Below are 21,071 nucleotides of genomic sequence, written 5' to 3' on the forward strand. Positions count from 1 at the left end.
CTCAGTGCAAGACCTTGGGGCGGCCGTTCATCATCTGGTCCAGGTCTTCGAGCCAAGGCTCGGCCAGGTGCCGGATCTCGGCATCATTGAGCAAGATGCGCTGCATGATCTTGGACTTGGTCTTGGCCTCTTCGGCGCGCAAGGCATCGGTCTGGGCGGCGTTCTTGAGCTGCGAGATCAAGACGGCGCACGCGCCTTCGAGCTTGACCACCTCGTCCCAGTTGCCGGTGCGGGCGGCCTCCAGCATTTCTGCGCTGGCACGTTCGATGGCTTCGTAGTAGTTCAACAGCGTGGTACTCATGGCTGTAGGTCCCGAATGCGAATTGAGTTCAGTGCGTTCCATGATCCACCTGGTCTTTGATGTCACGCCAGGCTTGGCGAAGGGGCTCGATCAAGCTCACGCATTCGTCCAAAATGGCCTCATCGTTGCGGATATTGGCCAAGGTCAAGCGCATGGTCACGTATTGGTAAAGCATCTGCAGGTCTTGCGCCAGCGCACCACCTTCTGACAAGTTCAAGCCTGCTTTGAGGCCCTCGTCAACAATCCGGGCAGCTCGGCCAATGCATCGGCCCTTGCGCTCGATCTCCCCTTCTCGCATCGCGCCGCGCCCTTGCGCGATCGCCTCCATGTAGCCGTCAAACAGCATCATGATCAGCTGGTGGGGTGAAGCGCCCTGCACCGCCGTCTCGACGCCAACTCGGCGGTAGGCCATGGCCATCGCGTTGGGGCGCCCGAAGGCTGAATTCATAGTGGGATTGAACATCTGTGGTGGGTGGTAAAGCTGGTACAACCGTTGAGAAGTTATCGACGCCACCCTGGCGCACTTGAGAGCGACTCATGTCCTGAAAGCCCTGAATTGCATGGGGAAATCCCGCAGCCTTCAGCCCTGTTCTCGCCCCCCAAATCGACCCCTTCAGAACGGCACAAGGCGCCATCGAGGCGCCTTGTGTGCGGCCGCCCAAAGCGGCCTGTTCAGCGGAGCTGGTGGCTCAGTGCTCAGGCACTGGTATTGAGCGAGCTCAGCTGCTGAGAGACATACTGCTGCAGTGCCGACAGGCGGCTCATCTGCGTGTCCAGCGCCTGATAGCGGGCCCGCAGGTTCTCTTCCTTGCCGGTGAGGCGCTCTTCCATGTCGGCTTTCTTCAAGCCCAAGCGAGAGATGTTCTTCTGCAGGTACTGCCCCCGCACTTCCAAGCTGCCCTCGAAGGACAAAACCCGGTCGCCCACATCGCGGAAGCGGTCCATGAAGCCCGAGTTGGCCGCGCTGGTGCCATCGGTGGCCAGCAGCTTGCGCAGCTCGTCGGGCTTGGCCAAGGCGGCCGTCAGCTCGGAGGACTTGGTCTCCAGCGTGCCGTCTTGCTTCATCACGATGCCAATCTGGCTCAGCGCCGACCACTGGCTGGACACGGTGCTCGTCTGGTTGACCACACTGCGCAGCTGCCACTGCAAGTCCACCGCCGCGCGGTCGCCCTGCAGCGGGCCGCCTTTCATCACCACATTGGTGTTGCCGGCCGAGGTGGTGGAGCTGCCCGTCGCGGGCTCAACTTTGGTCTGGTCCCGCAGGTAGGTGGCCAGCTCGTTGTAGGCCTTGATGAATTCGTCGATGCTGGTCTTGATGTTGCCGGTGTCTTGGCTGGTCACCAGCTCGACCGGCGTGGCGCTGACCTTGCTAACGGTCACACTCAGGCCATCAGCCACCTCGGCAAAGGTGTTGGTGGTCGAGTTAACCACGATGCCGTTGATGGTGGCTTGCGCGTTGGCCGAGCGCTGGTTCAGCGCCATGGGGGAGCTGACCGCGGTGGCGTCAAAGGCCAAGGCACTGAGGCCTGTTGCGGCCGCACCGTCATCTGAGGTCTCGGTCGCCGAGATGCGAAAGCCGTTGACCTCGCCCGTGGCCGTGGAGCGCAGCGACAGGCGCGCGCCGTTGGCATCGTTGACGATGGTGGCGGTGACGCCCGCCCCCGCCGCGTTGATCTTGTCGCGAATGGCAGACAGCGAGGTCTCGCCGGCACCGATATTGATGGTCACGGCCGAGGCGCCCGGCTTGGCGGTGAAGCCCGTGGCGGGGGTGCCCGAGCCCTGGTAGCTGCCCAGCTCAATGGTCAGGCTGCCCTCGTTGAGCGTGCTGCTGCTGTTGGCGAACTGGCCTGAGGTGATGGTTTGTGCCGCCGCCAAGGCCTGCACCGTGACGGCATATCGTCCCGCCGGCGAATTGGCGGCCGCACTGGCGGTGACGGCCGTGGCATCCGTGGTGGTGACGGCCATCTTGCCCCAGGCCGTGGTCGAGGTCAGCGCAGCGGCTTTGTCGCGCATCGCGGCGACCAGGCTCTTGAGCTTGCCGATGGACGAAAGCTTGGTGTTGAGACCATCCATTTGGGTCTGCACCAGGCTGATGGGCCGGCGCTCCACAGCCATGAGCGAAGCCACGATGTTCTCCGCATCAAGTCCGCTACCTACGCCGAGTGAGGTGATGGCTGGCATGTCAAAGGCTCCGCTTGCATACGAGGTTGTCGGCCTCGGGGCTTATGGCTTGAGGACTTTCGTCGCAACAGACTGCAACAGCACGCTCAGGCCTGACGAAAAACGGCCGGGGATCGCCCGGCCGTTGTGGGAGGAGATTCGGGCGTCAGCCTTGCAGCAGACGCAGCACCTGCTGGGGCAACTGGTTGGCCTGGGCCACCATGGCCGTGCCCGCCTGTTGCAAGATCTGCGCTCGACTCATGTTGGCCGTCTCCTGCGCGAAGTCGGCATCCATGATGCGGCTGCGGGCGGCGGCTTGGTTCTCCACCGACTGCTGCAGATTGGAGATGATGGCGTCGAAGCGGCTCTGCGTCGCACCGAAGGTCGCGCGGGTGTCGTTGACGGTGTCCAGTGCGGTGTCGATGGCGTCGATCACCGTGGCGATGGCACCAGCCGTGGCCGCTGCACCAATCGACGCCGACGTGCCGGTCACGGCGGTGATGTCCGTCGCGCTCTTCATGTCTTCGGTGGTGACGTTGATCACGTCATCATTGGTGGTGTTGGCACCGATCTGGAAGGTCAGCGTCGTCGCCTCCGTACCCAGAATGTGCTTGCCGTTGAAGGTGGTGCCGCCCAAGACACGGCTGATTTCAGCCTGCAGCTCGGCAAATTCTTTGTTCAGCGAGTCTTTGTCAGAGCTGCTGTTTGTGGCGTTGCGGGCCTGCACCGCCAGCTCACGCATACGCTGCAGGGCGTCACCGACTTTGGAGAGCGCACCTTCTGCGGTCTGCGCCAGCGAGATGCCGTCGTTGGCGTTTCGGATCGCCACATTCATGCCGCGCACCTGGGCATTCATGCGCTCTGCGATCGCGAGGCCAGCGGCATCGTCTTTGGCTGAGTTGACACGCAAGCCCGAGGACAGACGCTGCATCGACACAGCCAGTGACGACTGCGACGCGTTCAAGTTGCGCTGCGCGTTGAGCGACGACAAGTTCGTATTGATGGTCTGTGGCACGTTGGCACTCCTGAAGATACAACCACATCCGGCGGACTGCCGGCTTGTTCAAACCCGCTGCCGAAGCAGTGGGAAGCCTAAGCCCGGCAACCTAGACACCGTGACCTGAGTTCCGGTGCTTGTCGGACGACGTCTTTCAAGTGGAGAGACGTTGGTGTGATTCTGTCGAGGAGGCCTCGGCACTAAAGCACCGAAATGAAGTGATTTGTGCGGCTATCTTCAGGCCCTCTGAACGAGGCAACGCCCCGTGCAGACGGTGCTGCATGGGGCGTTGCGACGGGCTTTGCGAGGGGCTTGCCCGAGAGGGCCCGGAGACCCTGCGCCGGGGCTTATCGCAGCAGCGACAAGACCTGCTGCGGCAACTGGTTGGCCTGGGCCACCATGGCCGTGCCAGCCTGCTGCAGGATCTGCGCTCGACTCAGGTTGGCGGTTTCTGTCGCGAAGTCGGCGTCGGTGATGCGGCTGCGGGCAGCGCTCTGGGCTTCGACCGACTGTTGCAGGTTGGCAATGATGGCGTCAAATCGGCTCTGAGCGGCACCGTAGTCAGCACGCTGGTCGTTCACCGTGTCCAAGGCCACGTCGATCGCGTCGATCACCACGTCAATGGCGCCTGCTGTGGCGGTGGAGGCAATCGAGGCGCCCGTGCCAGTGACGGCAGTGATGTCAGAGCGCGCGTTCATGTCCTCGGACGCCACGGTGATGCGGTCGTCGCCGGTGGTGTTGGCACCGATCTGGAACTCCAGCGACGTAGCGCCCGTGCCCAAGATGCTCTTGCCGTTGAAGGTGGTGCCGCCCATGACGCGGGTGATTTCCGCCTGCAACTGGCTGAACTCCTTGTTCAGAGAGTCCTTGTCAGAGCTGCTGTTGGTGGCATTGCGTGCTTGCACGGCCAGCTCACGCATACGCTGCAGTGCGTCGCCTACTTTAGAGAGGGCGCCTTCTGCGGTCTGCGCAAAAGAGATGCCGTCGTTCGCGTTGCGAATGGCGACGTTCATGCCCCGCACTTGAGCGTTCATGCGCTCGGCGATGGCCAGGCCCGCAGCGTCGTCTTTGGCGGAGTTGATGCGAAGGCCCGAAGACAGGCGTTGCATCGACACCGACAGTGACGATTGCGACATGTTGAGATTGCGCTGCGCGTTGAGCGAAGCAATATTGGTGTTGATGGTTTGCGGCATGTGATACTCCTTGAGGTTTCCAAAAGCCTCCGGTAAAGCACCGGCGTAAACAGTACTGCTTGCGTCAGCGCCAGGTGCTCCTCCGATCGGGTGATGTCTTCACATCGCCTGACCCTTGGGTCTCTCACCGGACCGCAGTGATCGCGTTGGCGACCCCTGTTGTGCTGGATATCGGAGTAGTCAAAAGCAAACTTGAGATTTTTTTTAAGCGCTAAGAACAAGGTGCTTTTTGGAGAGCACCTTGTTCAAGGGATGGGCCGGTTCCGGCTTACGAAGAATTGTTGATAGCCGGGGGCGCCGGCGATCCCTTACCCGGGATCAGGAAACCGTCATCGAAGCAGTGAGAGCACAGTCTGAGGCAACTGGTTCGCCTGGGCCACCATGGCCGTACCCGCTTGTTGCAAGATCTGCGTGCGGCTCAGGTTGGCCGTCTCCGCCGCGAAGTCGGCATCCATGATCCGGCTGCGCGCTGCGCTCTGCGCCTCGACCGACTGCTGCAGATTACCAATGATGGCCTCAAAGCGGCTCTGAGCGGCACCAAACTCAGCGCGCTGGTCATTGATGGTGTCGATGGCGGTGTCAATGTCGTCGATCACTGCATCAATGCCGCCCGAGGTCGTCGAGGCACCAATTGCCGCGCTTGAGCCCGTGACGGCCGAGATGTCGCTGTTGCCCACCATATTGGCGGTCGACACGGTGACGCGGTCGTCTGCAGCGGTGTTGGCACCGATCTGGAACTCCATGTCCGTGGCCGTGGTGCCCAGCAAGCTCTTGCCGTTGAAGGTGGTGCCACCCAGCACGCGGCTGATTTCGCTTTGCAGCTGGGTGAATTCCTTGTTCAGCGAGTCTTTGTCGGAGCTGCTGTTGGTGGCATTGCGGGATTGCACCGCCAACTCACGCATGCGCTGCAGCGCGTCGCCCACCTTAGAGAGTGCGCCTTCAGCCGTCTGCGCCATGGAGACGCCGTCGTTGGCATTGCGCACCGCCACATTCATGCCGCGCACTTGGGCGCTCATGCGCTCGGCAATGGCCAGGCCGGCAGCGTCGTCCTTGGCAGAGTTGATGCGCAGGCCTGAGGACAGACGCTGCATCGAGGTGGACAGCGAGTTCTGCGAGGCGTGCAAGTTGCGCTGGGCGTTCAGCGAACCGATGTTGGTGTTGATCGTCATGGGCATGTCAGTACTCCTTCTCGGGGTATCAAAAAACGAGGTCCTGGTGGACTTTCGGTTGCGCCCCCGGATGAAAGTGGTTGGGGCCGTGATTTGCTTTTCGGAGGGGTGATCGCGGAACTTGAGGGTTTTTTGTGCCGCTTTTCATCGCATCAGTTTTGGCGCCTGGTGCCGAGCCCCCCGCTTCGCTGTGAGATGGCGGCAAACCTGCCTTCTTTTCGGCGCTTATCGCGCGGGTCTGAACCCTCAAGCTCAGGCGATGACTGCCTTGCCCCCTTCCGCCCTGTACCGCGTGGCGCTGGTGATGATCGTGCGCGACGAGGCCCCCCGCATCAGCCGCGCCATTCACAGCCTCAAACCCTGGGTGGATGAATGCGTGGTGCTGGACACCGGCTCGCGCGACGACACCGTGGCGCTGGCCCAAGCCGCTGGCGCCCGCGTCGGCCACTTTGTGTGGTGCGACGACTTTGCCGCCGCCCGCAATGCAGCGCTGGAGCTGGCCGGCGCCGACTGGCATGTGGTGCTTGATGCGGATGAATGGCTCTCCAGCGGCGGGGCCAGCATTGCCGCCCTGCGCAAGCAGGCCCCTGCCTTTGTGGGCCAAGTGATGGTGGACAGCCACTTTGGCCACGAGGGCGAGCGCGCCCCAAGCTGGCTGCCCCGCGTGCTGCCCGGCTGGGTGCGCTATGAGGGCCGCATCCATGAGCAACCCCGCCGTGGCCCACCTACCCAGCGCCTGCCGGTGGTGTTTGAACACCTGGGCTACGCCCCGGCAGCCTTGGCGCAAAAGGCCGGCCGCAATGCCGCGCTGCTGGGCGAAGCCCTGAAGGACAGCCCCCACGACCCCTATCTTTGGTATCAGCTGGGCAAAGACCACGATGTCTATGAACGCTGGGCCCAAGCCATTGATTGCTTTGAGCAGGCCTGCAAGGCCCTGCCACCGCAAGCCCCCCTGCCGAGCTGGCGGCACGACCTGGAAGTGCGCTGCTTGCATGCTTTAAAGCGCGCCGGCCGACATGCCGAGGGCGTGCTGCGCGCCGAAGCTGGGCTGGGCCTGTGGAGCCACTCGCCAGATTTCTTCTTTGCACTGGGCGACCTGCTGCTGGACTGGGCCACCCAAGACCTGGGCCGCGCCGAGGAGCTGCTGCCCATGATTGAAGATGCTTGGCAGCGCTGCCTGATGCTGGGCGAGCGCCCAGACCTCGAAGGCTCGGTCGCCGGGCGTGGCAGCCACTTGGCGGCCCGCAACTTGGTGCTGCTCTATCAAGTGATGGAGCGCCCCGAAGACGCCGCTGCGCTGATGGCGCTGGCCCAGCCGCCCGCCCCCACCCGTTTGGAACAAGCCCAGCCGGGAGCCGCTTATCAACCCGCTGCTGCCCCCGCGGCTGCGGCAGCATCTGCCCCATGAAGAACACCCGCCAACGCGCCGAGGCGCACCGCCAAGCCGGCCTCAAAGCCATGCAGGCCCGCGCCTGGGCGCAAGCCCGCAGCGAGTTTGAACGCGCCACCCAGCTCGCCCCGCAAGATGGCCTGATGTGGATGAACTTGGCCCGGGCCTACTTGCAAACCGGCGACTTGCCCGCTGCCACCGAGGCCGCCCAACGCGCCTTGCAAGTCACCCCCAAAGACCCGCTGGCCTGCCGCTTGGTGGCTGAGTGCCTGAGCCGCACCAACCGCTTTGACGAAGCGGCGGTGGTGTTTGACCACTTCCCCGCCGACGCGCCGCGCGACCACGACTGGCACAACGCCCACGGCAATGCCTTGTTCCAATCTCGCCGCCTGCAAGACGCCGTCGGCGCCTTCTTCCAAGCCCTGGCCTTGAAGATCGACGCCCCGCTGGCGCACTACCGCTTGGGGCTGTGCTTCAAAGACCTGGACATGGTGGCCGAGGCCACCGAGTGCTTCCGCACCGTGGTCACGCTGGACAAGGGCTCAACACGCGCGCTGGCGCTCTCGCTGCTGGTGCACGAGGGCCGCCAGAGCTGCGACTGGAGCCGCGTGGAAGAAGACACCGCTGCCCTGCTGGCTGCGCTGGACGACACCGACACCAGCGTGGGCCAACTGCTCTCGCCCTTTGCCTTGCTGGCCGTGGACGCCAGCCCCGCCCAGCAAAAGCGCATTGGTCAGCTCCGCACCCAAGGCTTGGCCGGCGCGGCCCAGCCCATGCCGGCACCGGGCCCACGCCGCCCCGGCCCCATCCGCATTGGCTATTTGTCCAGCGACTTCCACCAGCACGCCACTGCCGTGCTGATGACCGAGCTGCTGGAGCGCCGCGACCGCCAAAACTTTGAAGTCTGGCTCTACTCCCACAGCGTGGACGATGGGCATGCCATCACCGCCCGCGTGCGCGCGGCCTGCGACCACTTTGTCGATGTCAACCATGCCCAAGGCGGCGAAATTGCCCAGCGCATGCGCGACGACGACATCGACATTGCCATCGACTTGAAAGGCCACACCCGCGGCAGCCGCTTTGAGCTGCTGGCCTACCGGCCCGCCCGCGTGCAAGTGGCTTACCTGGGCTACCCCGCCACCACCGGCGCAAATTTCATCGACTACATCATTGGCGACCCGGTGGTCACCCCGCTGGCACACGCCGAGAACTACACCGAACACATCGCGCAGTTGCCCGACAGCTACCAGCCCAACGACCGCCAGCGCGCCCTGCCCCCGGCCCCCAGCCGTGCCAGCTTGGGCCTGCCCGACGACAAAGTGGTGCTGTGCTGCTTCAACCAGACCTACAAGCTCTCGCCCCACATGCTGGACCTGTGGGCCAAGATCTTGCACCAAGCCCCCAACACCGTGCTGTGGATGTTGGCCTGGAACCCCCAAGCCCGCGCCCGCCTGGACGCCGAGCTGGCGCAGCGCGGCATCAGCCAAGCGCGCGTGTTCTGGGCGCCCAAGCAAAACCTGGCCGAACACATCGCCCGCCTGCGCGCCGCCGACCTGTTCTTAGACACCTGGCCTTGCAACGCCCACACCACCGCCAGCGAGGCCCTGTGGGCCGGCGTGCCCGTGCTGACATTGCCGGGCGCCACCTATGCCTCCCGCGTGGCCGCCAGCCTGGTGACCGCCTGCGGCCAAGCCGAGCTGGCCTGCGAGAGCGAGGCCGACTACGTCCACACCGCTGCCGCCCTGGCCCAAGATATTCCCCGACTGCGCGCCCTGCAGCAGCACCTAGACACCCAACGCCTGCACCTGCCGCTCTTTGACACCAACCGCTATGTGCGCCACTACGAGGCCTTGCTGAGCCGCATGTTTGAGCGCCAGCAAGCGGGCCTGGCGCCAGGAGCGCTGAAGGCGGAGTTGTTGGTGCGGGCGTGAGCTTCAGGGGAGGTCAGCCCCCCGGGTTCTTCTTTTTGGGGCCTTGTGCAACAGGCTCCTTCTGTTCCTTCTTCTTTTGTTTCGGCTTTTGCTTCTGAGCGGTAGCCGACTCGGTCTTTTGCTTGCTGACGGCCGACCCGTCATCAGCCGCCATCGCTGTGGGTGACAGCAAGCTACTGACGACTACCGCCGTGCAAAACGCTAAAGAAGTCTTCATGATTCATCCTTAATGCCCGAGTCGAGAGAAACAAGCATAAGCGTGAATCACAACTTATGCCAAGCATGGGCTCACATTGAAGGTTGCAGATGCCGCCCTGGCCCAAGACCTACCCCGCCTGCGCGCCCTGCAGCAGCACCTGGACGCCCAACGCCTCCACCTGCCGCTCTTTGGCACTAACCGCTATGTGCGCCAGGACCAGGCCCTGCTGAGCCGCCTGTTTGAGCGCCAGCGAGCGGGCTTGGCGCCGGGGGCGCTGAAGGCAGCGTTGTTGGTGAAGGGCCGACAGGGCGCCTGAACTACTTCAGGGTGCCAACCGCAACTTTGCGCCCGCCCTCAAAGACGACAAAGGCCTTGTCGCCAGCACGAACCTTGAACTTCTCGGCGCACACCAAGCTCAGGTCTGCCGTTTGCCCGGGCTCGACCTTCTCAAGCGCTTGGGGCACGCGGACCGTGCAAGTCACCGCGTCGCCTTCGGCAGAAAACTGAACTTGCGGACGGTAGTTGTCGTAGAAGGGGTTATCCCGGCCCACCTTGCCCTCCCGTGCCAACAGCGTGAGGGTGACTGGGGTGCTGACGCCTCCCGGATAGACCACGACCGTTTGGTCAGCCGCCTGGGCGACGCTCGCGGTGCTGAGCGCACACGCTGAAATGAGGAACAAGCCAAGTGTTTTCATCATGGCTTGAGTGTAGGGCCACGACACCGCCTGACGCGGCCCGCCTTCAGACTCGTGGCCTCACTTGGGCACGAACTGAACAATCTCGCCGTTATCGCGCTTGTAGTGCATCACGCCCTTGAGCAGGCGCACCTCGTTGCACGTTCTCTCCCGGCCACGAAGCTGGCCGCAAAGCTTGCCGTCTTCAACCTGCCACTGGCCGTCCCCATTGAAGCCACGGCTGGTGTTGATGAAGAAGTAGCCATTCGCCTTGTACTCCAGCCGCCAGCTCGTGCCATCGGCGAGCTTCACATCGTGGACCTTGTCCTCGACATACTTGCGAATGTCCCCGCTGCTCATGGCTTCTCCGCCCTGAGGAAACTCTTGGGCCAGCGCCGCGCCCTGAAGCGCCATAAGGGTCACAAGGGCCGCAGCGGCAAGCCCATTCATTTGCTTTGACATCGTCTCTACTCCAACAAAAGTTTTCGAGAGACAGAATGGTCAAGCTCGAAGCTGCGCAAACCGGCAGCGCGGTGTTTCTCAAAACACAGCGAGTAGCGCCATCAGCGCCTCCTGATGACGCCGATTGTGAGCAGCATCGAGCTCTGCAGCCTCCTCAGCCTTAAGGAGGAAATGATCAAACGTCGAGGGTCATTACCCCAAGCAGCGACTGGCCATGGCTGCATCGCCCTACATCTGGGAGCGGTCAGCCCCCCGGGCTTCCTCCGCGTTTGGTGCCCTCCGCAACAGGCTTCTTTTCTTCCTTTTTCTTCTGCTTCTGTTTCGGCTTTTGATTCTGAGCTTTCGCTGAGTCAGCCTTTTGCTTGTTGACCGCCGCCCCGTCATCAGCAGCCATTGCTGTGGGTGAAAGCAAGCAACCAACGACCATCGCCGTGAACAACGCTAAAGAAGTCTTCATGATTCAGCCCTCAAAAGAGTCTGGAGAAACAAGCACAAGCATGACTCAAAAACTTATGCCGGGCATCGGCTCACCTTCAAGCTCGCCAACACCGCTCTGGAAGGGAAACCATGACGGTTGACGCTTGACTCAACGGGAAGTCCCTGTGAGGGTTAGGCACCTGTGTGCTCAAGAAGCTGCGCCTGTTCGACGGAGGGATCACCTTCGGGATAGTGATACCACTGGCCATGCGGGGAAAGCTCGCCACAAGCGGGACACTGGGTTTTTGGCCACTTGTAGCTACAGCCCGGACACACGCCACCAGTCCAGAAGGTATGCCATGTCGTGCCGCAACTAGGAATGCAGTCCCATCTGTCCTCAGGCTGGGGCCTGTATTCGCATTTCGGACAGTAGATCTCTGGGTCATTCTTCATGTAGTGCCTCGTGACTGGTGCAGGGCTGGCCGCCTGAGACGCCGTTCGCGGCCAGAAGGGATACACAGCAAGGGAGTGGGCACGGCGGTAACCCTTCTGCGACAGCACTGTCACGCCGAGCGAATTGAACCCATGCATTGGATCATCTTCAACGTATCAAATGCAGGCTCAGAAAGAAAACACCTCTAGCGCTTGACGAGAAGGGAAGTCCCTGTAGAGGGGTTAGACGTCACTCAAGTTACGGTTGGGGCTGCGCAGGGGCGCGCTCCCAATAGTCGGTCCCACTGAGCCACCGAAGCCACAAGTACCCGAACAGCTTGACTCGTCCTTGCAACAACTCAATCTCGCAGTTGGCGATCGTGCCTTGCATTGGACCTGGCCGAAGGTCGACGACCTTCCCGCCTACCCACTTGTCGCCGCTCCTGCGTAGCCCGGTGATGAAGATCGCGCCGACAACTTTCGCATCCTTGAGAGCACCCTTGCATCCAGTGCAGATTGGGTCGAAAACTTCCCCATCCTGCGTCCGCAGGGACACGATCCTGCCATACATCTGATCGCTCTCCAGGAACAACTCGATCGTTGATTCAACGCCACTTGATGCATCCCTAGCGAGCCATCTGCCAGCAAGGGGCTCGCTAGCGACTGCAAGCGTCGAGACTGCAGGAAGTGAGCATGCAGCCGCGATAGCGGCCACTCGCGGGCACTGAAGCGCTAGACGCCACATGTCTTCGGGAACACCAGCAGATACTTAACAGCGAGAAGCGAGAACACGCCAACCAATAGTGTGAACTGACCGAACAGGCCGCACCAATACATTCCTCTAGAGACTTTGAATCTAGCAAAGAGGGCGCTCTCGTAGCCAAGGTCGCAAAGCACTTCGTAAGATGCCTGGCCTCTCTCGTACACCACGTTAAAGAGGTACGCGAGCGCGAAGAAGCCTGCCACTGTGCACCCAAGCGCAAAGTACACCATGTATGGCACGTGGCAAAGCATGGTGAGCGGGTTATCTTTGCCTGCGAACCATCCAATGACTACAAGCAGAATTCCGGCAATCTTCTGATTCGCATCGATGAGTTCCTTGTACGCCTCCTTGAGTGCTTCAAGGTGCACTTCGAAGATCTTCTTCTCATCGAGCTTTGGCGCGATTGGTGAATCGGAGTTGGCGACAGTGGGCATTGGCAGTGGTTGTGACGTCTAACGTTGAAGCTGAGCCTAGAGCGGCGGCCTGCCGACGCGAGTCGGCTCGAGCGATGGGTTAGGCCGATAGTGTTGCATTTGGAGTGGCGAACCGCGCTTTACTTGCCGACCAGCGCGTTTGACGCGTACTTTTCCCAGCCCTCCCAGGAGATAAGGGCCGGATTGTTTCCTGGTGAGTCTGGCCAACGAACCGCAACTGCCGTTGTCAATACTTCCTGCTGAAACTTGGATTCAGAGTAAAGCCTATGCGCGGGTCGAGCAAAGACTCGTACCCCGTTTCCGGAGTAAACCTCAATTGGCTGAGCCGGGCGACTAAAGCAGAGCCAGCTGAGCCAACTATCACTGTAGTCGGTCGGCATGAACCAAACCTCCAGCGCCTCTTGGGCAACTATTGTCTGCCGCTCTTCACCTGTTGCAGTCGTCCACTGCACCTTAACTGGCTTCGGCCCTGCGAAGACAATCTTTGTGCCGAGCGGTCCGGAATGAGAGCTACAGAAGTAATGCCCCCACGGGTACTGATTCTGGTCGCGCTGTGCGATCTGCCAGCCCGGAGGCAGACTCGCAACAAACCTCGAGATCGCTTGTTCTTGCTGCCGCGTGTCTTCGGCGCTGGCCACTGTTGCCAGAGTAAGCACAAGAAGCGAAGCTGAAAGGGCCGCGGTGCGCATGATTCTGTTCGTAGTGCCTAACGTTCGACGTAAGTGGCGGCCCGCTTGCGGGACGTCCCCTTGACGGAGGGGTTAGGTTGCAGCTTGGCCATGGGCAGGCCCCGCAAAGTAGATACTTTGCTCAGCGCCGAAACGGACAACCTTGCGGAGTAGACGAAAGCCAAGGTGCTCAAGAAGACGAACTGAAGCGGTATTGGCCGATTGCGTTTCGGCAACTATACGGCGAAGGCCCAGCGTGCCAAAAGCTCGGGCGACGACTTGGCGAACGGCTTCCGACGCATAGCCCCGCCCCCAATGCTCTGGCAGGAAGAGATACGAAACCTCGAGGTCTTCGAGTTCGTGATGCCGATCGAGCACTACAACACCGAGCAGTGGGCTACCAAGGCTCTCACGCACAGCCCAGGCGTGGGTCGACTGCTTTGCAAGCTCGGCTGCTCGCTGCTCGGCCAGTTGCGGGCTGAGCGGACCACCCAGAAACGCTCGCACTTTGCACTCGGAGAACAGGCGGGCGACCGACGCGAGGTCGGCTACTTGAATGGAATCAAGAACGCATGCAGACGTGACCATGCAACCTAACGAGGCTGTCCAAAAACCCCAAATCCACCATCACCCTCACCTCGGAGAGCGATTGAAGCTTTGCAATGGCGGGTTTCTGGGTTCATCGCTGAATTCGAGTCTGTGCGCCGCATGTTGCGGCTCTTGAGCCATTGTGCGGCAGTTACTGGCCTTACTGAAGCCCGGTTTGCCCGAAGCCCGTTCTCTGCAGCCTCTCGATGTTGTGCACCATGCAGTACAGGCTCCACTGCGTCCTGACCTTGGCTTGCCCGCGCAGGTTCAGACGATTCATCCGCTTGTTGTGCCGCAGGTTCGCAAAGACCGGCTCCACGGTGCCGATACGCTGGCTGTACAACTGCCTGCCTCGGGGTGAATCGATGGCCTGGCGCATCCGTTCGCTGGGATGGCTGAGGTCCACGGGCCTGGCAAAGAAGCGCGTGACTTGTCGGCCTCGCTCGTCGTTGGCACCCTCTTTGGATCGCCTCCTCTTCAGGCATTGCCCGCGTAGCGGACAAGCTGCGCAGTCGCTGGCTTGGGCGATGTAGGTTTGGTAAGGGTGCCCGCTGGCCGAGACATGCACACGGCCTTTTCGGTTCAATACTTGGCCTGCTGGGCAGGTGGCCGTTTTGTCGTCATCATTGAAGCTGAAGTCCTTGGGCCTGAAGAACTTGATCTCTGGAGGTTCTCCGTTGGCCTTCTTCTCCGACAGGGGATCAGGCTTTGCCTTGTGTTTGTCTCGGCCTTCAAAGCGCTCATCGCGTTTGCGCATCTGGCCGTCGGCGATCAAGGCGGGGGTGTTGCTGTCATGCAGTTGCTGCACATTGGCATCGCTGTGATAGCCCGCATCGGCGGTGACGAGCGTATCGCTGTCGCTCCAGGGCTTGGCTTGTTCGATCATAGGTGTGAGCATGGCTTGCTCGGAGCCCGAGCCCACCACATCGGCCGCGATGATGACTTGGTGGGCACTGTCCACCGCTGCTTGTGCCGCGTAGCCTTGGATCACGCCCTTGTTGGTCGCCATCTTGGCGCTGTCGGGGTCGGTGATGTTGGACTTGAGCTCCTGGCCCTTGTTGTTCAAGCGCTTGGGGCTCTGCGAGACAAAGGCCCGCGTGCGCTCCGCCTCTTGGCGCAGTGCCTCAATACGGGCTTGGCGCTTGGGCTCCAGTGCTTCTTGTGCACCGGCTTTGTCTTGGGCCTGGTGCAGGGACAGGATCTTGTCCGCAGCCTTGTCCAGGCGCTCAGCCCGATGGCGCAGTTCTTCATGCGTGCCGCTGCGCTCCTTGCTGGCATTGCTGGGGAGCTTAACGCCGTCGATGGCAAACATCTCGCGCCCGATCAGCCCCTGGGCATCACAGGTCATCAAGACTTGGCTGAACAGCGGCTTGATCTGATCGCTCAGTGACACCACGAACTTGGCGATGTGAGCATGGCTGGGTTGGCTGTCACCGCTGATGGCGATGAACTGGACATTGCGCGCACAGGCCGCTGCGATGCTGCGGCTGGAGATCAACCCTTGGCTGTAGGCCAGCAAGACAATCTTGAGCATGACGCGTGGGTCATAGGCGCTGGCCCCCACCTCATCGTTCGAGAAGCGGGCATCGAGCTCGCTGAGGTCTAGCTCATGATCTACCAAGTAGTCCAGCGCAAAGGCAAAGCTGCCAGGCACGATTTGCTCCGACAGCACCACCGGCAGCATCAGCGCGTGGCAATCACTGGGTTTGTAGCGCGGCATTGTGGCCTCCTCAACGCGTTGATGTATTTGACGCGTCAGGGGCCCAACAATGAATCGGGGCCGGCCCGATTGGGAGGCCTTTTTTTACAGCCTCAACGTTTGACATAACCGGCTGGCGCGGCTTTATCGCGCCAGTCCGTGTTGATGGATGGGTTGGGCGTCTGCATCGAGAAGTGCCCTGATTTATACGAGACGAATAACAGGAAAACCTTTCTCAGGCGGCGGTGCGCCTCGCTTCTGCAATTCGTCAAATACCTTCTGATCGCATTGACCCCATAGAGCGAACTTGACAGCACTCATGCCGTCGCTTGAACGGACGTACGAAGCGTCGGCTCCAGCATTCAGCAAGAGTAGCGCAATGCTACTTCCCTTCTTCTTGCCTTTCGAACAAGCCAGAAGTAGCGGTGGCATTGCGAGTCCTGAATCTACTATTTCGTTCACTGGGGCTTTTGCTTCAAGAAGCACCTTGACGACATTTTCGTACGCTCCGTCAACGGCAGCGGATAGTGCACCGGAAAGGTCTGCCCCTGCATGAATTAGTAGTTTGACTAGAGGAAGCTTCCCGTGGCCGGCGGCGGATGTGAGAGCCGTTCGACCTCTTTTGTCGCGTTGGTCAATGGTCGCGCCATGCTCAATGAAAAACTTTGCAAGTGCCAAGTTCCCCATTGATGCAGCAATGCCCAGTGGCGTGCCGTTAGGGCCTTCCCTATCCACTGAAGCGCCTTTGAAAACCGCGTGGAAAACGAAATCGTCGCAAGAGTACCAAGTTGCGATGCAGAGAGATCCGCTTTTGTCGGTCGAATAGTCGTAGCCGTCCCCGAGGATCTGAATACCTGCCTCCGAGGCTTTCTCACGGAGCAATTGATTTAACTGTCTGTCCATCTTGGCTCCAAGGACGCCCAACGTTGGAGCTGAGGGGCCGGAACCAGCTGGCCGCGCGTAGCGAAGATCAGCTGCCGAGCGTAGCGCGGCCAGCTGGTGGAGGTCCACTCGAGCGACCGGTTAGCCACCTGATTTCCCCGCCACACTTTCGTTGAACCGGACCTGAAACGCCAAGAACGCCTTCAGAGCGTCGCCACCTTGATACTGGGCGCCGATGCATTCGGCAATGATCACGCCGTAGAGATTGGCCTGAGCTTCCGAAGTAAGCATTTCCGGAATGGAGACCTCCGGTACTTGCGTGGTGCAACGCGTGAACAGCACATCAAGTTGCTTGGGGCAATCACCGGCTTCGCCCTTGTAGATTTTCATAAGTGGTGATTGCGCCGAGCACAAGCCACCTGTCATTACCGGGCGGAGATTGCTCAGCCATACGTTCTTGGGCGTCGCGACGCCTTGAGCGTGAGTCCCGAACGAAGTAAGCAGGATTGAAGTCAGGAGGAATGCGCGCATACGGATTCGCAGGTGGCTAACGTCAAGCTCAGCCGCCCGCGGAGGCGTGACGACAGGAACGGCCGGGCCAGAATGCCCGAAGGGCATGCCCTGCCGTGAGTGGCGGCACGCCGTAGCGGGTCGGCTGCAGCGCCAAGTTAGGCGTCATCGAGGATGGACGCAACGTCCTTGACCTTCGTTCGTGAGATGTCAAAGTTTTGATACTCAACCTCAAGAAGGGCCAGGAAGCCGTGGGCCATGGCACCTCCTTGATCTCTGGAAACACGCTCAGCAAGAGCGCGTGCGTGTTTCCTCAGATAGTCTGATGCGCCCCACGTCCCCGTGCCGCGAATCCCGGCCACGACGAGAACGGACTTCGTTTCGCTCCTTGGATTGGGGCGACGGAGGATAAGTGCAACGTCTTTGCTCGTAGCGCGCGGCTGGTCCGATGTTGCCTCGTCATAGGAAGGTGAGTGATAGACGGTTGTCGGTCCGCGGTGAAGCTCTACTTGGTTGGGATGAATCGAACTACGGACGAACTCAAGAATGTCGCCGTTGACGGGCCACCGAAGGACCTCGGCGGTGAAAGCGTTGCGAATCGAGCCTCCTATGGTGATGATGTTCTTCTTGAAGTCTGAGTCGTCGAGGTTCTCGGGATGACGAATCTTCGGATTTTTGATTCCGATCTCAGCCAAGACGTCGAAGATGTTTCGAAGGGCAAGTACATCTTCGACTGCAAGTTGTGGAAGACGCCGGCTGTGCGGTCCCGGCTGATGCGGGACGACGATGATCACGTCGGCTCCGTTCAACTGCAGCAAGTCTCGAACTGCACCGCCTTCCACCCTCTCAGTGAAGCGCTTGGTATGCGGCCCAGCCAAGACGCTCGCGAGATACCCGAGGGCGAAGCCGACTATCGACGAAACTAGAAGACCAATCCAGAAGAAGGCGTTGGCAGATGCCCAGAAGTCGGCAAGCGCGTTCATGGTGACAGGTACTGCGCGGTAGAAGTTGAATGACGCCAAATGTTGAAGCTAACCGGCCAGCAGCGGCGTGACGCGACTGGCCGAGAATGAAATGACGGCCAGACGTGGCATGCCGTCGCGGGTCCGGTTGAGCGAATACGAAGGGACTTCCCACCTTCTGGCAACGGCGTCAATGCGCCAAGATTGGTGATGCGAGTCGATCAATCTCAAAGCCCATTTGAAAGGGGAAGTCCCATGCAGGAGATTAACCGAAATCTGATTTGCCGCGTCAGCGTGGATCTGGCCAAGCGGGTTTACCAAGTGCATGCCGTCGATGGTTTCGAGAAGGTGGTGCTGGCACGGTCCATGGCACCTGAGCGGTTCTTTGAATGGTGCCAATCTCTGCAGCCGGGCTGCGTGGTGGCCATGGAGAGTTGCAGTGGTGCACACCATATCTGCCGTCGGCTTCGCTCCATGGGTTTGGATGCTCGCATCCTGCCTGCGCAGCACGTCGGCGCCTATCGCGTTGCTGGAGCGCGGTCCAAGAACGACGCCACCGATGCGGCCGCTATTTGCGAAGCAGCCTCTCGGCCTCATCTTCTTGCCGTGCCCGTCAAGTCAGCGGCCCAGCAAGGCACCTTGTCCATTCACAAGCTGCGCGAGGGATTCAAGGAAGAGCGCACGGCCTTGATCAACCGTATCCGTGGCCTGCTGGCTGAGTTTGGCCTGGTGTTTGCCCAAAGCCCCGATGCGCTGCATGCCGCCCTGCCCGATGTGCTAGAGGACGCCAGCAACGAGCTGCCGGGTGATCTGCGCCTGGCGCTTGATCGCAGCCTGAAGCACTGGGGCCGTCTGGACGAAGAGATGGCCTGGTGCGAGCAGCGAATCACCCAGCATGCACGCTCGGACGAGAGGGCCAAGAAGGCGTCGGAGTTGCTTGGCATTGGTCCTATCACTGCATCGGCTGTGGTCGCCACGGTCGATGACTTCACGCAGTTCAAATCGGCCAAGCAGTTTGGCGGCTGGACGGACCTGGCACCCAGCCAGAACTCATCGGGTGGCAAGACCAAGCTCGGAGGCATCACCAAACGTGGCGATGTTTACTTGCGAACCCTGCTGATTCAGGGCGCCAAGTCGGCGGTGATGACCGCCCACAAACGCAAAGACCCGATCAGCCTGTGGCTGGTCCAGCTCAAAGAACGGGTCGGTTGGCAAAAGACCATCGTGGCCCTGGCCAACAAGAACGCACGCATCTTGTGGTGTGTGATGACGCGAGGGGATAGGTTTGATCCAAACCATGTTCCCAAGCGGTCTCACGCGGGAGAAGAGGTCATCACAAGATCCGCCGGGGCAGCAGCATGAAGCAAGCACTCAGTTCTTGACGGGCGTGCGCGCAAGGATGTGCTGACAGGTCAGACCGGCGGTGGGAAAACTCGATAACCCTTCTGTGCTGGCATCGCGCCAGCGACACGGCGAACGAATAGAGCCCCACCGAGCGGTTCATATCCTGGGCCGAGGAAACCCCTCAACAAGCCCGTCTGTAGAAGTGCAGTCTGTCTCTCTCCGCCCATCCACAAAGCGCCAACGTCACCACTCAATTCAGAGCCGATGCCTGGTCAACTCGATAACCCGTCTGCGACAGCACCGTCACGCCGAGCGAATGGAACCCATGCATTGGCTCATCTTCAACGTATCAAATGCAGGCTCAGAAAGAAGACACCTCTAGCGCTTGACGAGAAGGGAAGTCCCTGTAGAAGGGTTAGGTCGCAACTTGGTGCGACAGGAAACCTTAGATCTTCTTTGCGCTATCAGCAATGCTTTTTGCAACGGTACGATTTGCGAGAATCACTTGATTTAGGCGACCTATTTCGGCTGTCAATTCAGCGATTCTTTGATCTTTCTGAGAAGCAGCTGCAACTGCAGTCTTCTCGTCAAGACTGGCAACACGCAGTTCAGCGTCCGCCAGCCGCGAGTACAGCGCACGCAATTTCGCATCAATTTCGGCTTTCGCTTCGCGCGACTGCGCAGTTCGAAAGGCTTCAAGTGTCTCCTGAATATCAGCCTTTATCGATTCCTTGTGTGCCACAAGTTCTGTTCTCAGGCGGTTTATCGCTTCGACGGAGCGGTCTATGTGATCGCTGTACTCCTTCCCAGTGGAAGTTAACTGCGCCAAATAGTTGACTGCAACAAGTCGCTCTTCAATATGACGTTCGATGAAGTAGTAGATCGCAAGAAAAACGATGAGTGATGCAATCAGGTTTGGAATGATCTGCTGCACCAAGTCTGCAGTATCCGCAAAGAATCCAGCTTTTCTAAAGGCCACCGCGTTCAAAAGAACCAATGCGCCTGCCAGCACGGCTGAAATGAGGGCTAGAAGGTGTCTGTCAGTCTTGGTCATTACTTTGAGCGCGTGAGTTGTTGAAGTTGCGGCCTAACTTTTTTGTGTGGCGACAGATGCCTGTCGCCCTAAAAAGCCCTGTCGCCAGCAACAGGCTGGGCGAGCAGCTGTTAAGTGCTTGTCGATACTGACGTATTGCGCTTTAAACTGGATAAACATACAGTATTAATAAATCGGCATTTTGGCGCAGGGAGTGGGCAGCACTATAGCCCCGGGCGATCACTTTTGGACACGCTTTGAAGGGAGGTCGGGATGGGCAGTAACCCTCAATTTGGGCTGGTCTCAAGCCTGCCGGCTTTGAAGGCGGTGAAGGTGCTGGACCAACTGCGCGAGCGCATTCGCACCCTGCACTACAGCCGCCGCACCGAGGAGGTGTATGTGCACTGGTGCCGAGATTACATTCGCTTCAGCGGTGTGCGGCACCCGGCCACTTTGGGGACGGCGGAGGTAGATGCCTACCTTTGTGATCTGGCCGTGCGCCGGCAGCTTTCCACCAGCACCCACCGCCAGGCTTTGTCAGCCTTGCTGTTTTTGTACACCAAGGTGTTGGGCATACCCTTGCCGGGGGCAGAGAACTTGCCCCGGCCCCAGCCCAAGCGGCGGCTGCCAGTGGTGCTGAGCCGGGACGAGTTGGCTGCTGTGTTTGGGCACCTGAGTGGCCAGCATTTGCTGCTGGCGCAATTGCTTTATGGCACGGGCTTGCGCATCAACGAGGGGCTGCAATTGCGGGTCAAAGACCTGGACTTCGCCCACCGCACCATCATCGTGCGAGAGGGCAAGGGCGGCAAAGACCGGGCCTGGGCGCCTAGCGGATAAACCCCTCATTTCCCCTGCTGATCCGG

At 60.5% G+C, this 21,071-nt stretch carries 24 protein-coding genes; 5 read left to right on the plus strand and 19 right to left on the minus strand.

The features are described 5' to 3' along the window. Position 1 precedes the first annotated feature (1 nt). The 6 genes from KAK11_RS11230 to KAK11_RS11255 form a co-directional block, all read right to left on the minus strand. Positions 2 to 301: a flagellar protein FliT gene (locus KAK11_RS11230; RefSeq protein ID WP_210809219.1), complete on the minus strand. Its 300-nt coding sequence runs from the start codon at positions 299 to 301 to the stop codon at positions 2 to 4. 28 nt (positions 302 to 329) lie between these two features. Next, entirely contained in the window at positions 330 to 749 is a 420-nt protein-coding gene (fliS, locus tag KAK11_RS11235; protein ID WP_246498829.1) for a flagellar export chaperone FliS, read from the minus strand. Positions 750 to 997: 248 nt separating this feature from the next. Further along, the gene (gene fliD, locus KAK11_RS11240) at positions 998 to 2,482 is read right to left on the minus strand and encodes a flagellar filament capping protein FliD (protein WP_210809221.1); all 1,485 of its coding nucleotides are present in this window, start codon (positions 2,480 to 2,482) and stop codon (positions 998 to 1,000) included. 145 nt (positions 2,483 to 2,627) lie between these two features. After that, positions 2,628 to 3,476: a flagellin domain-containing protein gene (locus KAK11_RS11245; protein ID WP_210809222.1), complete on the minus strand. Its 849-nt coding sequence runs from the start codon at positions 3,474 to 3,476 to the stop codon at positions 2,628 to 2,630. Between the two features lie 329 nt (positions 3,477 to 3,805). After that, positions 3,806 to 4,651 carry a flagellin domain-containing protein gene (locus tag KAK11_RS11250; RefSeq protein ID WP_210809223.1) on the minus strand — a complete coding sequence of 282 codons (846 nt, stop codon included), beginning with the start codon at positions 4,649 to 4,651 and terminating at the stop codon, positions 3,806 to 3,808. 329 nt (positions 4,652 to 4,980) lie between these two features. Further along, positions 4,981 to 5,826, minus strand: coding sequence for a flagellin domain-containing protein (locus tag KAK11_RS11255; RefSeq protein WP_210809224.1), 846 nt, complete (start codon positions 5,824 to 5,826; stop codon positions 4,981 to 4,983). A 253-nt stretch (positions 5,827 to 6,079) separates the two neighbouring features. Between KAK11_RS11255 and KAK11_RS11260 the strand changes: the two genes are divergently transcribed. Together KAK11_RS11260 and KAK11_RS11265 are read left to right on the plus strand one after the other, a co-directional pair. Further along, on the plus strand, positions 6,080 to 7,228 hold the full coding sequence (locus KAK11_RS11260) for a glycosyltransferase family 2 protein (RefSeq protein WP_210809225.1): 1,149 nt from the start codon (positions 6,080 to 6,082) through the stop codon (positions 7,226 to 7,228). After that, on the plus strand, positions 7,225 to 9,141 hold the full coding sequence (locus tag KAK11_RS11265) for an O-linked N-acetylglucosamine transferase, SPINDLY family protein (protein WP_210809226.1): 1,917 nt from the start codon (positions 7,225 to 7,227) through the stop codon (positions 9,139 to 9,141). The genes KAK11_RS11260 and KAK11_RS11265 overlap by 4 nt, the downstream gene beginning before the upstream one ends. Before the next feature lie 13 nt (positions 9,142 to 9,154). Here KAK11_RS11265 and KAK11_RS11270 read toward each other — a convergent pair whose 3' ends face one another. Then, the gene (locus KAK11_RS11270; protein WP_210809227.1) at positions 9,155 to 9,358 is read right to left on the minus strand and encodes a hypothetical protein; all 204 of its coding nucleotides are present in this window, start codon (positions 9,356 to 9,358) and stop codon (positions 9,155 to 9,157) included. Between the two features lie 76 nt (positions 9,359 to 9,434). Here KAK11_RS11270 and KAK11_RS11275 point away from each other — a divergent pair, with 76 nt between their 5' ends. Then, positions 9,435 to 9,656: a hypothetical protein gene (locus KAK11_RS11275; RefSeq protein WP_210809228.1), complete on the plus strand. Its 222-nt coding sequence runs from the start codon at positions 9,435 to 9,437 to the stop codon at positions 9,654 to 9,656. A 1-nt stretch (position 9,657) separates the two neighbouring features. On the opposite strand, the gene KAK11_RS11280 is transcribed toward KAK11_RS11275, so the two are convergent. The 11 genes from KAK11_RS11280 to KAK11_RS11330 all read right to left on the minus strand — a co-directional run bounded on the left by KAK11_RS11280 (position 9,658) and on the right by KAK11_RS11330 (position 17,852). Continuing rightward, the gene (locus KAK11_RS11280) at positions 9,658 to 10,038 is read right to left on the minus strand and encodes a hypothetical protein (RefSeq protein ID WP_210809229.1); all 381 of its coding nucleotides are present in this window, start codon (positions 10,036 to 10,038) and stop codon (positions 9,658 to 9,660) included. A 57-nt stretch (positions 10,039 to 10,095) separates the two neighbouring features. After that, positions 10,096 to 10,374, minus strand: a complete 279-nt coding sequence (locus KAK11_RS11285) for a hypothetical protein (RefSeq protein ID WP_210809230.1) — start codon at positions 10,372 to 10,374, stop codon at positions 10,096 to 10,098. A gap of 346 nt (positions 10,375 to 10,720) precedes the next feature. After that, positions 10,721 to 10,933 carry a hypothetical protein gene (locus KAK11_RS11290; protein ID WP_210809231.1) on the minus strand — a complete coding sequence of 71 codons (213 nt, stop codon included), beginning with the start codon at positions 10,931 to 10,933 and terminating at the stop codon, positions 10,721 to 10,723. 651 nt (positions 10,934 to 11,584) lie between these two features. Next, positions 11,585 to 12,070: a DUF2147 domain-containing protein gene (locus tag KAK11_RS22285; RefSeq protein ID WP_375140680.1), complete on the minus strand. Its 486-nt coding sequence runs from the start codon at positions 12,068 to 12,070 to the stop codon at positions 11,585 to 11,587. Further along, entirely contained in the window at positions 12,058 to 12,522 is a 465-nt protein-coding gene (locus KAK11_RS11300) for a hypothetical protein (RefSeq protein WP_210809233.1), read from the minus strand. The genes KAK11_RS22285 and KAK11_RS11300 overlap by 13 nt, the downstream gene beginning before the upstream one ends. 119 nt (positions 12,523 to 12,641) lie before the next feature. After that, positions 12,642 to 13,211, minus strand: coding sequence for a hypothetical protein (locus KAK11_RS11305; RefSeq protein WP_210809234.1), 570 nt, complete (start codon positions 13,209 to 13,211; stop codon positions 12,642 to 12,644). A gap of 72 nt (positions 13,212 to 13,283) precedes the next feature. After that, positions 13,284 to 13,778 (minus strand): GNAT family N-acetyltransferase, encoded by a 495-nt coding sequence (locus KAK11_RS11310; protein WP_210809235.1) that lies wholly within the window; start codon positions 13,776 to 13,778, stop codon positions 13,284 to 13,286. A 160-nt stretch (positions 13,779 to 13,938) separates the two neighbouring features. Beyond that, entirely contained in the window at positions 13,939 to 15,498 is a 1,560-nt protein-coding gene (locus KAK11_RS11315) for an IS1182 family transposase (RefSeq protein WP_210809236.1), read from the minus strand. Positions 15,499 to 15,681: 183 nt separating this feature from the next. Next, a complete protein-coding gene (locus KAK11_RS11320; RefSeq protein WP_210809237.1) occupies positions 15,682 to 16,380 on the minus strand; it encodes an ankyrin repeat domain-containing protein in 699 nt (232 codons plus the stop codon). A gap of 120 nt (positions 16,381 to 16,500) precedes the next feature. Continuing rightward, positions 16,501 to 16,977: a hypothetical protein gene (locus KAK11_RS22365; RefSeq protein WP_510606743.1), complete on the minus strand. Its 477-nt coding sequence runs from the start codon at positions 16,975 to 16,977 to the stop codon at positions 16,501 to 16,503. Positions 16,978 to 17,027: 50 nt separating this feature from the next. Beyond that, positions 17,028 to 17,852 (minus strand): hypothetical protein, encoded by an 825-nt coding sequence (locus tag KAK11_RS11330; RefSeq protein WP_210809239.1) that lies wholly within the window; start codon positions 17,850 to 17,852, stop codon positions 17,028 to 17,030. A gap of 234 nt (positions 17,853 to 18,086) precedes the next feature. Here KAK11_RS11330 and KAK11_RS11335 point away from each other — a divergent pair, with 234 nt between their 5' ends. Beyond that, the gene (locus KAK11_RS11335) at positions 18,087 to 19,193 is read left to right on the plus strand and encodes an IS110 family RNA-guided transposase (RefSeq protein ID WP_210809240.1); all 1,107 of its coding nucleotides are present in this window, start codon (positions 18,087 to 18,089) and stop codon (positions 19,191 to 19,193) included. Between the two features lie 427 nt (positions 19,194 to 19,620). Here KAK11_RS11335 and KAK11_RS11340 read toward each other — a convergent pair whose 3' ends face one another. Continuing rightward, positions 19,621 to 20,229, minus strand: coding sequence for a hypothetical protein (locus KAK11_RS11340; RefSeq protein WP_210809241.1), 609 nt, complete (start codon positions 20,227 to 20,229; stop codon positions 19,621 to 19,623). Positions 20,230 to 20,481: 252 nt separating this feature from the next. Between KAK11_RS11340 and KAK11_RS11345 the strand changes: the two genes are divergently transcribed. Beyond that, on the plus strand, positions 20,482 to 21,045 hold the full coding sequence (locus KAK11_RS11345; protein WP_210809242.1) for a phage integrase N-terminal SAM-like domain-containing protein: 564 nt from the start codon (positions 20,482 to 20,484) through the stop codon (positions 21,043 to 21,045). Positions 21,046 to 21,071: the final 26 nt, after the last annotated feature.

This window comes from Ideonella paludis (assembly GCF_018069865.1).
Classification (GTDB): Bacteria; Pseudomonadota; Gammaproteobacteria; order Burkholderiales; family Burkholderiaceae_C; genus Ideonella; species Ideonella paludis.

Coding starts and splice junctions, on each gene's coding strand:
- KAK11_RS11230 (WP_210809219.1), bottom strand. CDS start 301: ATGAGTACCACGCTGTTGAACTACTACGAAGCCATCGAACGTGCCAGC.
- fliS (WP_246498829.1), bottom strand. CDS start 749: ATGAATTCAGCCTTCGGGCGCCCCAACGCGATGGCCATGGCCTACCGC.
- fliD (WP_210809221.1), bottom strand. CDS start 2,482: ATGCCAGCCATCACCTCACTCGGCGTAGGTAGCGGACTTGATGCGGAG.
- KAK11_RS11250 (WP_210809223.1), bottom strand. CDS start 4,651: ATGCCGCAAACCATCAACACCAATATTGCTTCGCTCAACGCGCAGCGC.
- KAK11_RS11255 (WP_210809224.1), bottom strand. CDS start 5,826: ATGCCCATGACGATCAACACCAACATCGGTTCGCTGAACGCCCAGCGC.
- KAK11_RS11260 (WP_210809225.1), top strand. CDS start 6,080: ATGACTGCCTTGCCCCCTTCCGCCCTGTACCGCGTGGCGCTGGTGATG.
- KAK11_RS11265 (WP_210809226.1), top strand. CDS start 7,225: ATGAAGAACACCCGCCAACGCGCCGAGGCGCACCGCCAAGCCGGCCTC.
- KAK11_RS11270 (WP_210809227.1), bottom strand. CDS start 9,358: ATGAAGACTTCTTTAGCGTTTTGCACGGCGGTAGTCGTCAGTAGCTTG.
- KAK11_RS11280 (WP_210809229.1), bottom strand. CDS start 10,038: ATGATGAAAACACTTGGCTTGTTCCTCATTTCAGCGTGTGCGCTCAGC.
- KAK11_RS11285 (WP_210809230.1), bottom strand. CDS start 10,374: ATGAGCAGCGGGGACATTCGCAAGTATGTCGAGGACAAGGTCCACGAT.
- KAK11_RS11290 (WP_210809231.1), bottom strand. CDS start 10,933: ATGAAGACTTCTTTAGCGTTGTTCACGGCGATGGTCGTTGGTTGCTTG.
- KAK11_RS22285 (WP_375140680.1), bottom strand. CDS start 12,070: ATGTGGCGTCTAGCGCTTCAGTGCCCGCGAGTGGCCGCTATCGCGGCT.
- KAK11_RS11300 (WP_210809233.1), bottom strand. CDS start 12,522: ATGCCCACTGTCGCCAACTCCGATTCACCAATCGCGCCAAAGCTCGAT.
- KAK11_RS11305 (WP_210809234.1), bottom strand. CDS start 13,211: ATGCGCACCGCGGCCCTTTCAGCTTCGCTTCTTGTGCTTACTCTGGCA.
- KAK11_RS11310 (WP_210809235.1), bottom strand. CDS start 13,778: ATGGTCACGTCTGCATGCGTTCTTGATTCCATTCAAGTAGCCGACCTC.
- KAK11_RS11315 (WP_210809236.1), bottom strand. CDS start 15,498: ATGCCGCGCTACAAACCCAGTGATTGCCACGCGCTGATGCTGCCGGTG.
- KAK11_RS11320 (WP_210809237.1), bottom strand. CDS start 16,380: ATGGACAGACAGTTAAATCAATTGCTCCGTGAGAAAGCCTCGGAGGCA.
- KAK11_RS22365 (WP_510606743.1), bottom strand. CDS start 16,977: ATGCCCTTCGGGCATTCTGGCCCGGCCGTTCCTGTCGTCACGCCTCCG.
- KAK11_RS11330 (WP_210809239.1), bottom strand. CDS start 17,852: ATGAACGCGCTTGCCGACTTCTGGGCATCTGCCAACGCCTTCTTCTGG.
- KAK11_RS11335 (WP_210809240.1), top strand. CDS start 18,087: ATGCAGGAGATTAACCGAAATCTGATTTGCCGCGTCAGCGTGGATCTG.
- KAK11_RS11340 (WP_210809241.1), bottom strand. CDS start 20,229: ATGACCAAGACTGACAGACACCTTCTAGCCCTCATTTCAGCCGTGCTG.
- KAK11_RS11345 (WP_210809242.1), top strand. CDS start 20,482: ATGGGCAGTAACCCTCAATTTGGGCTGGTCTCAAGCCTGCCGGCTTTG.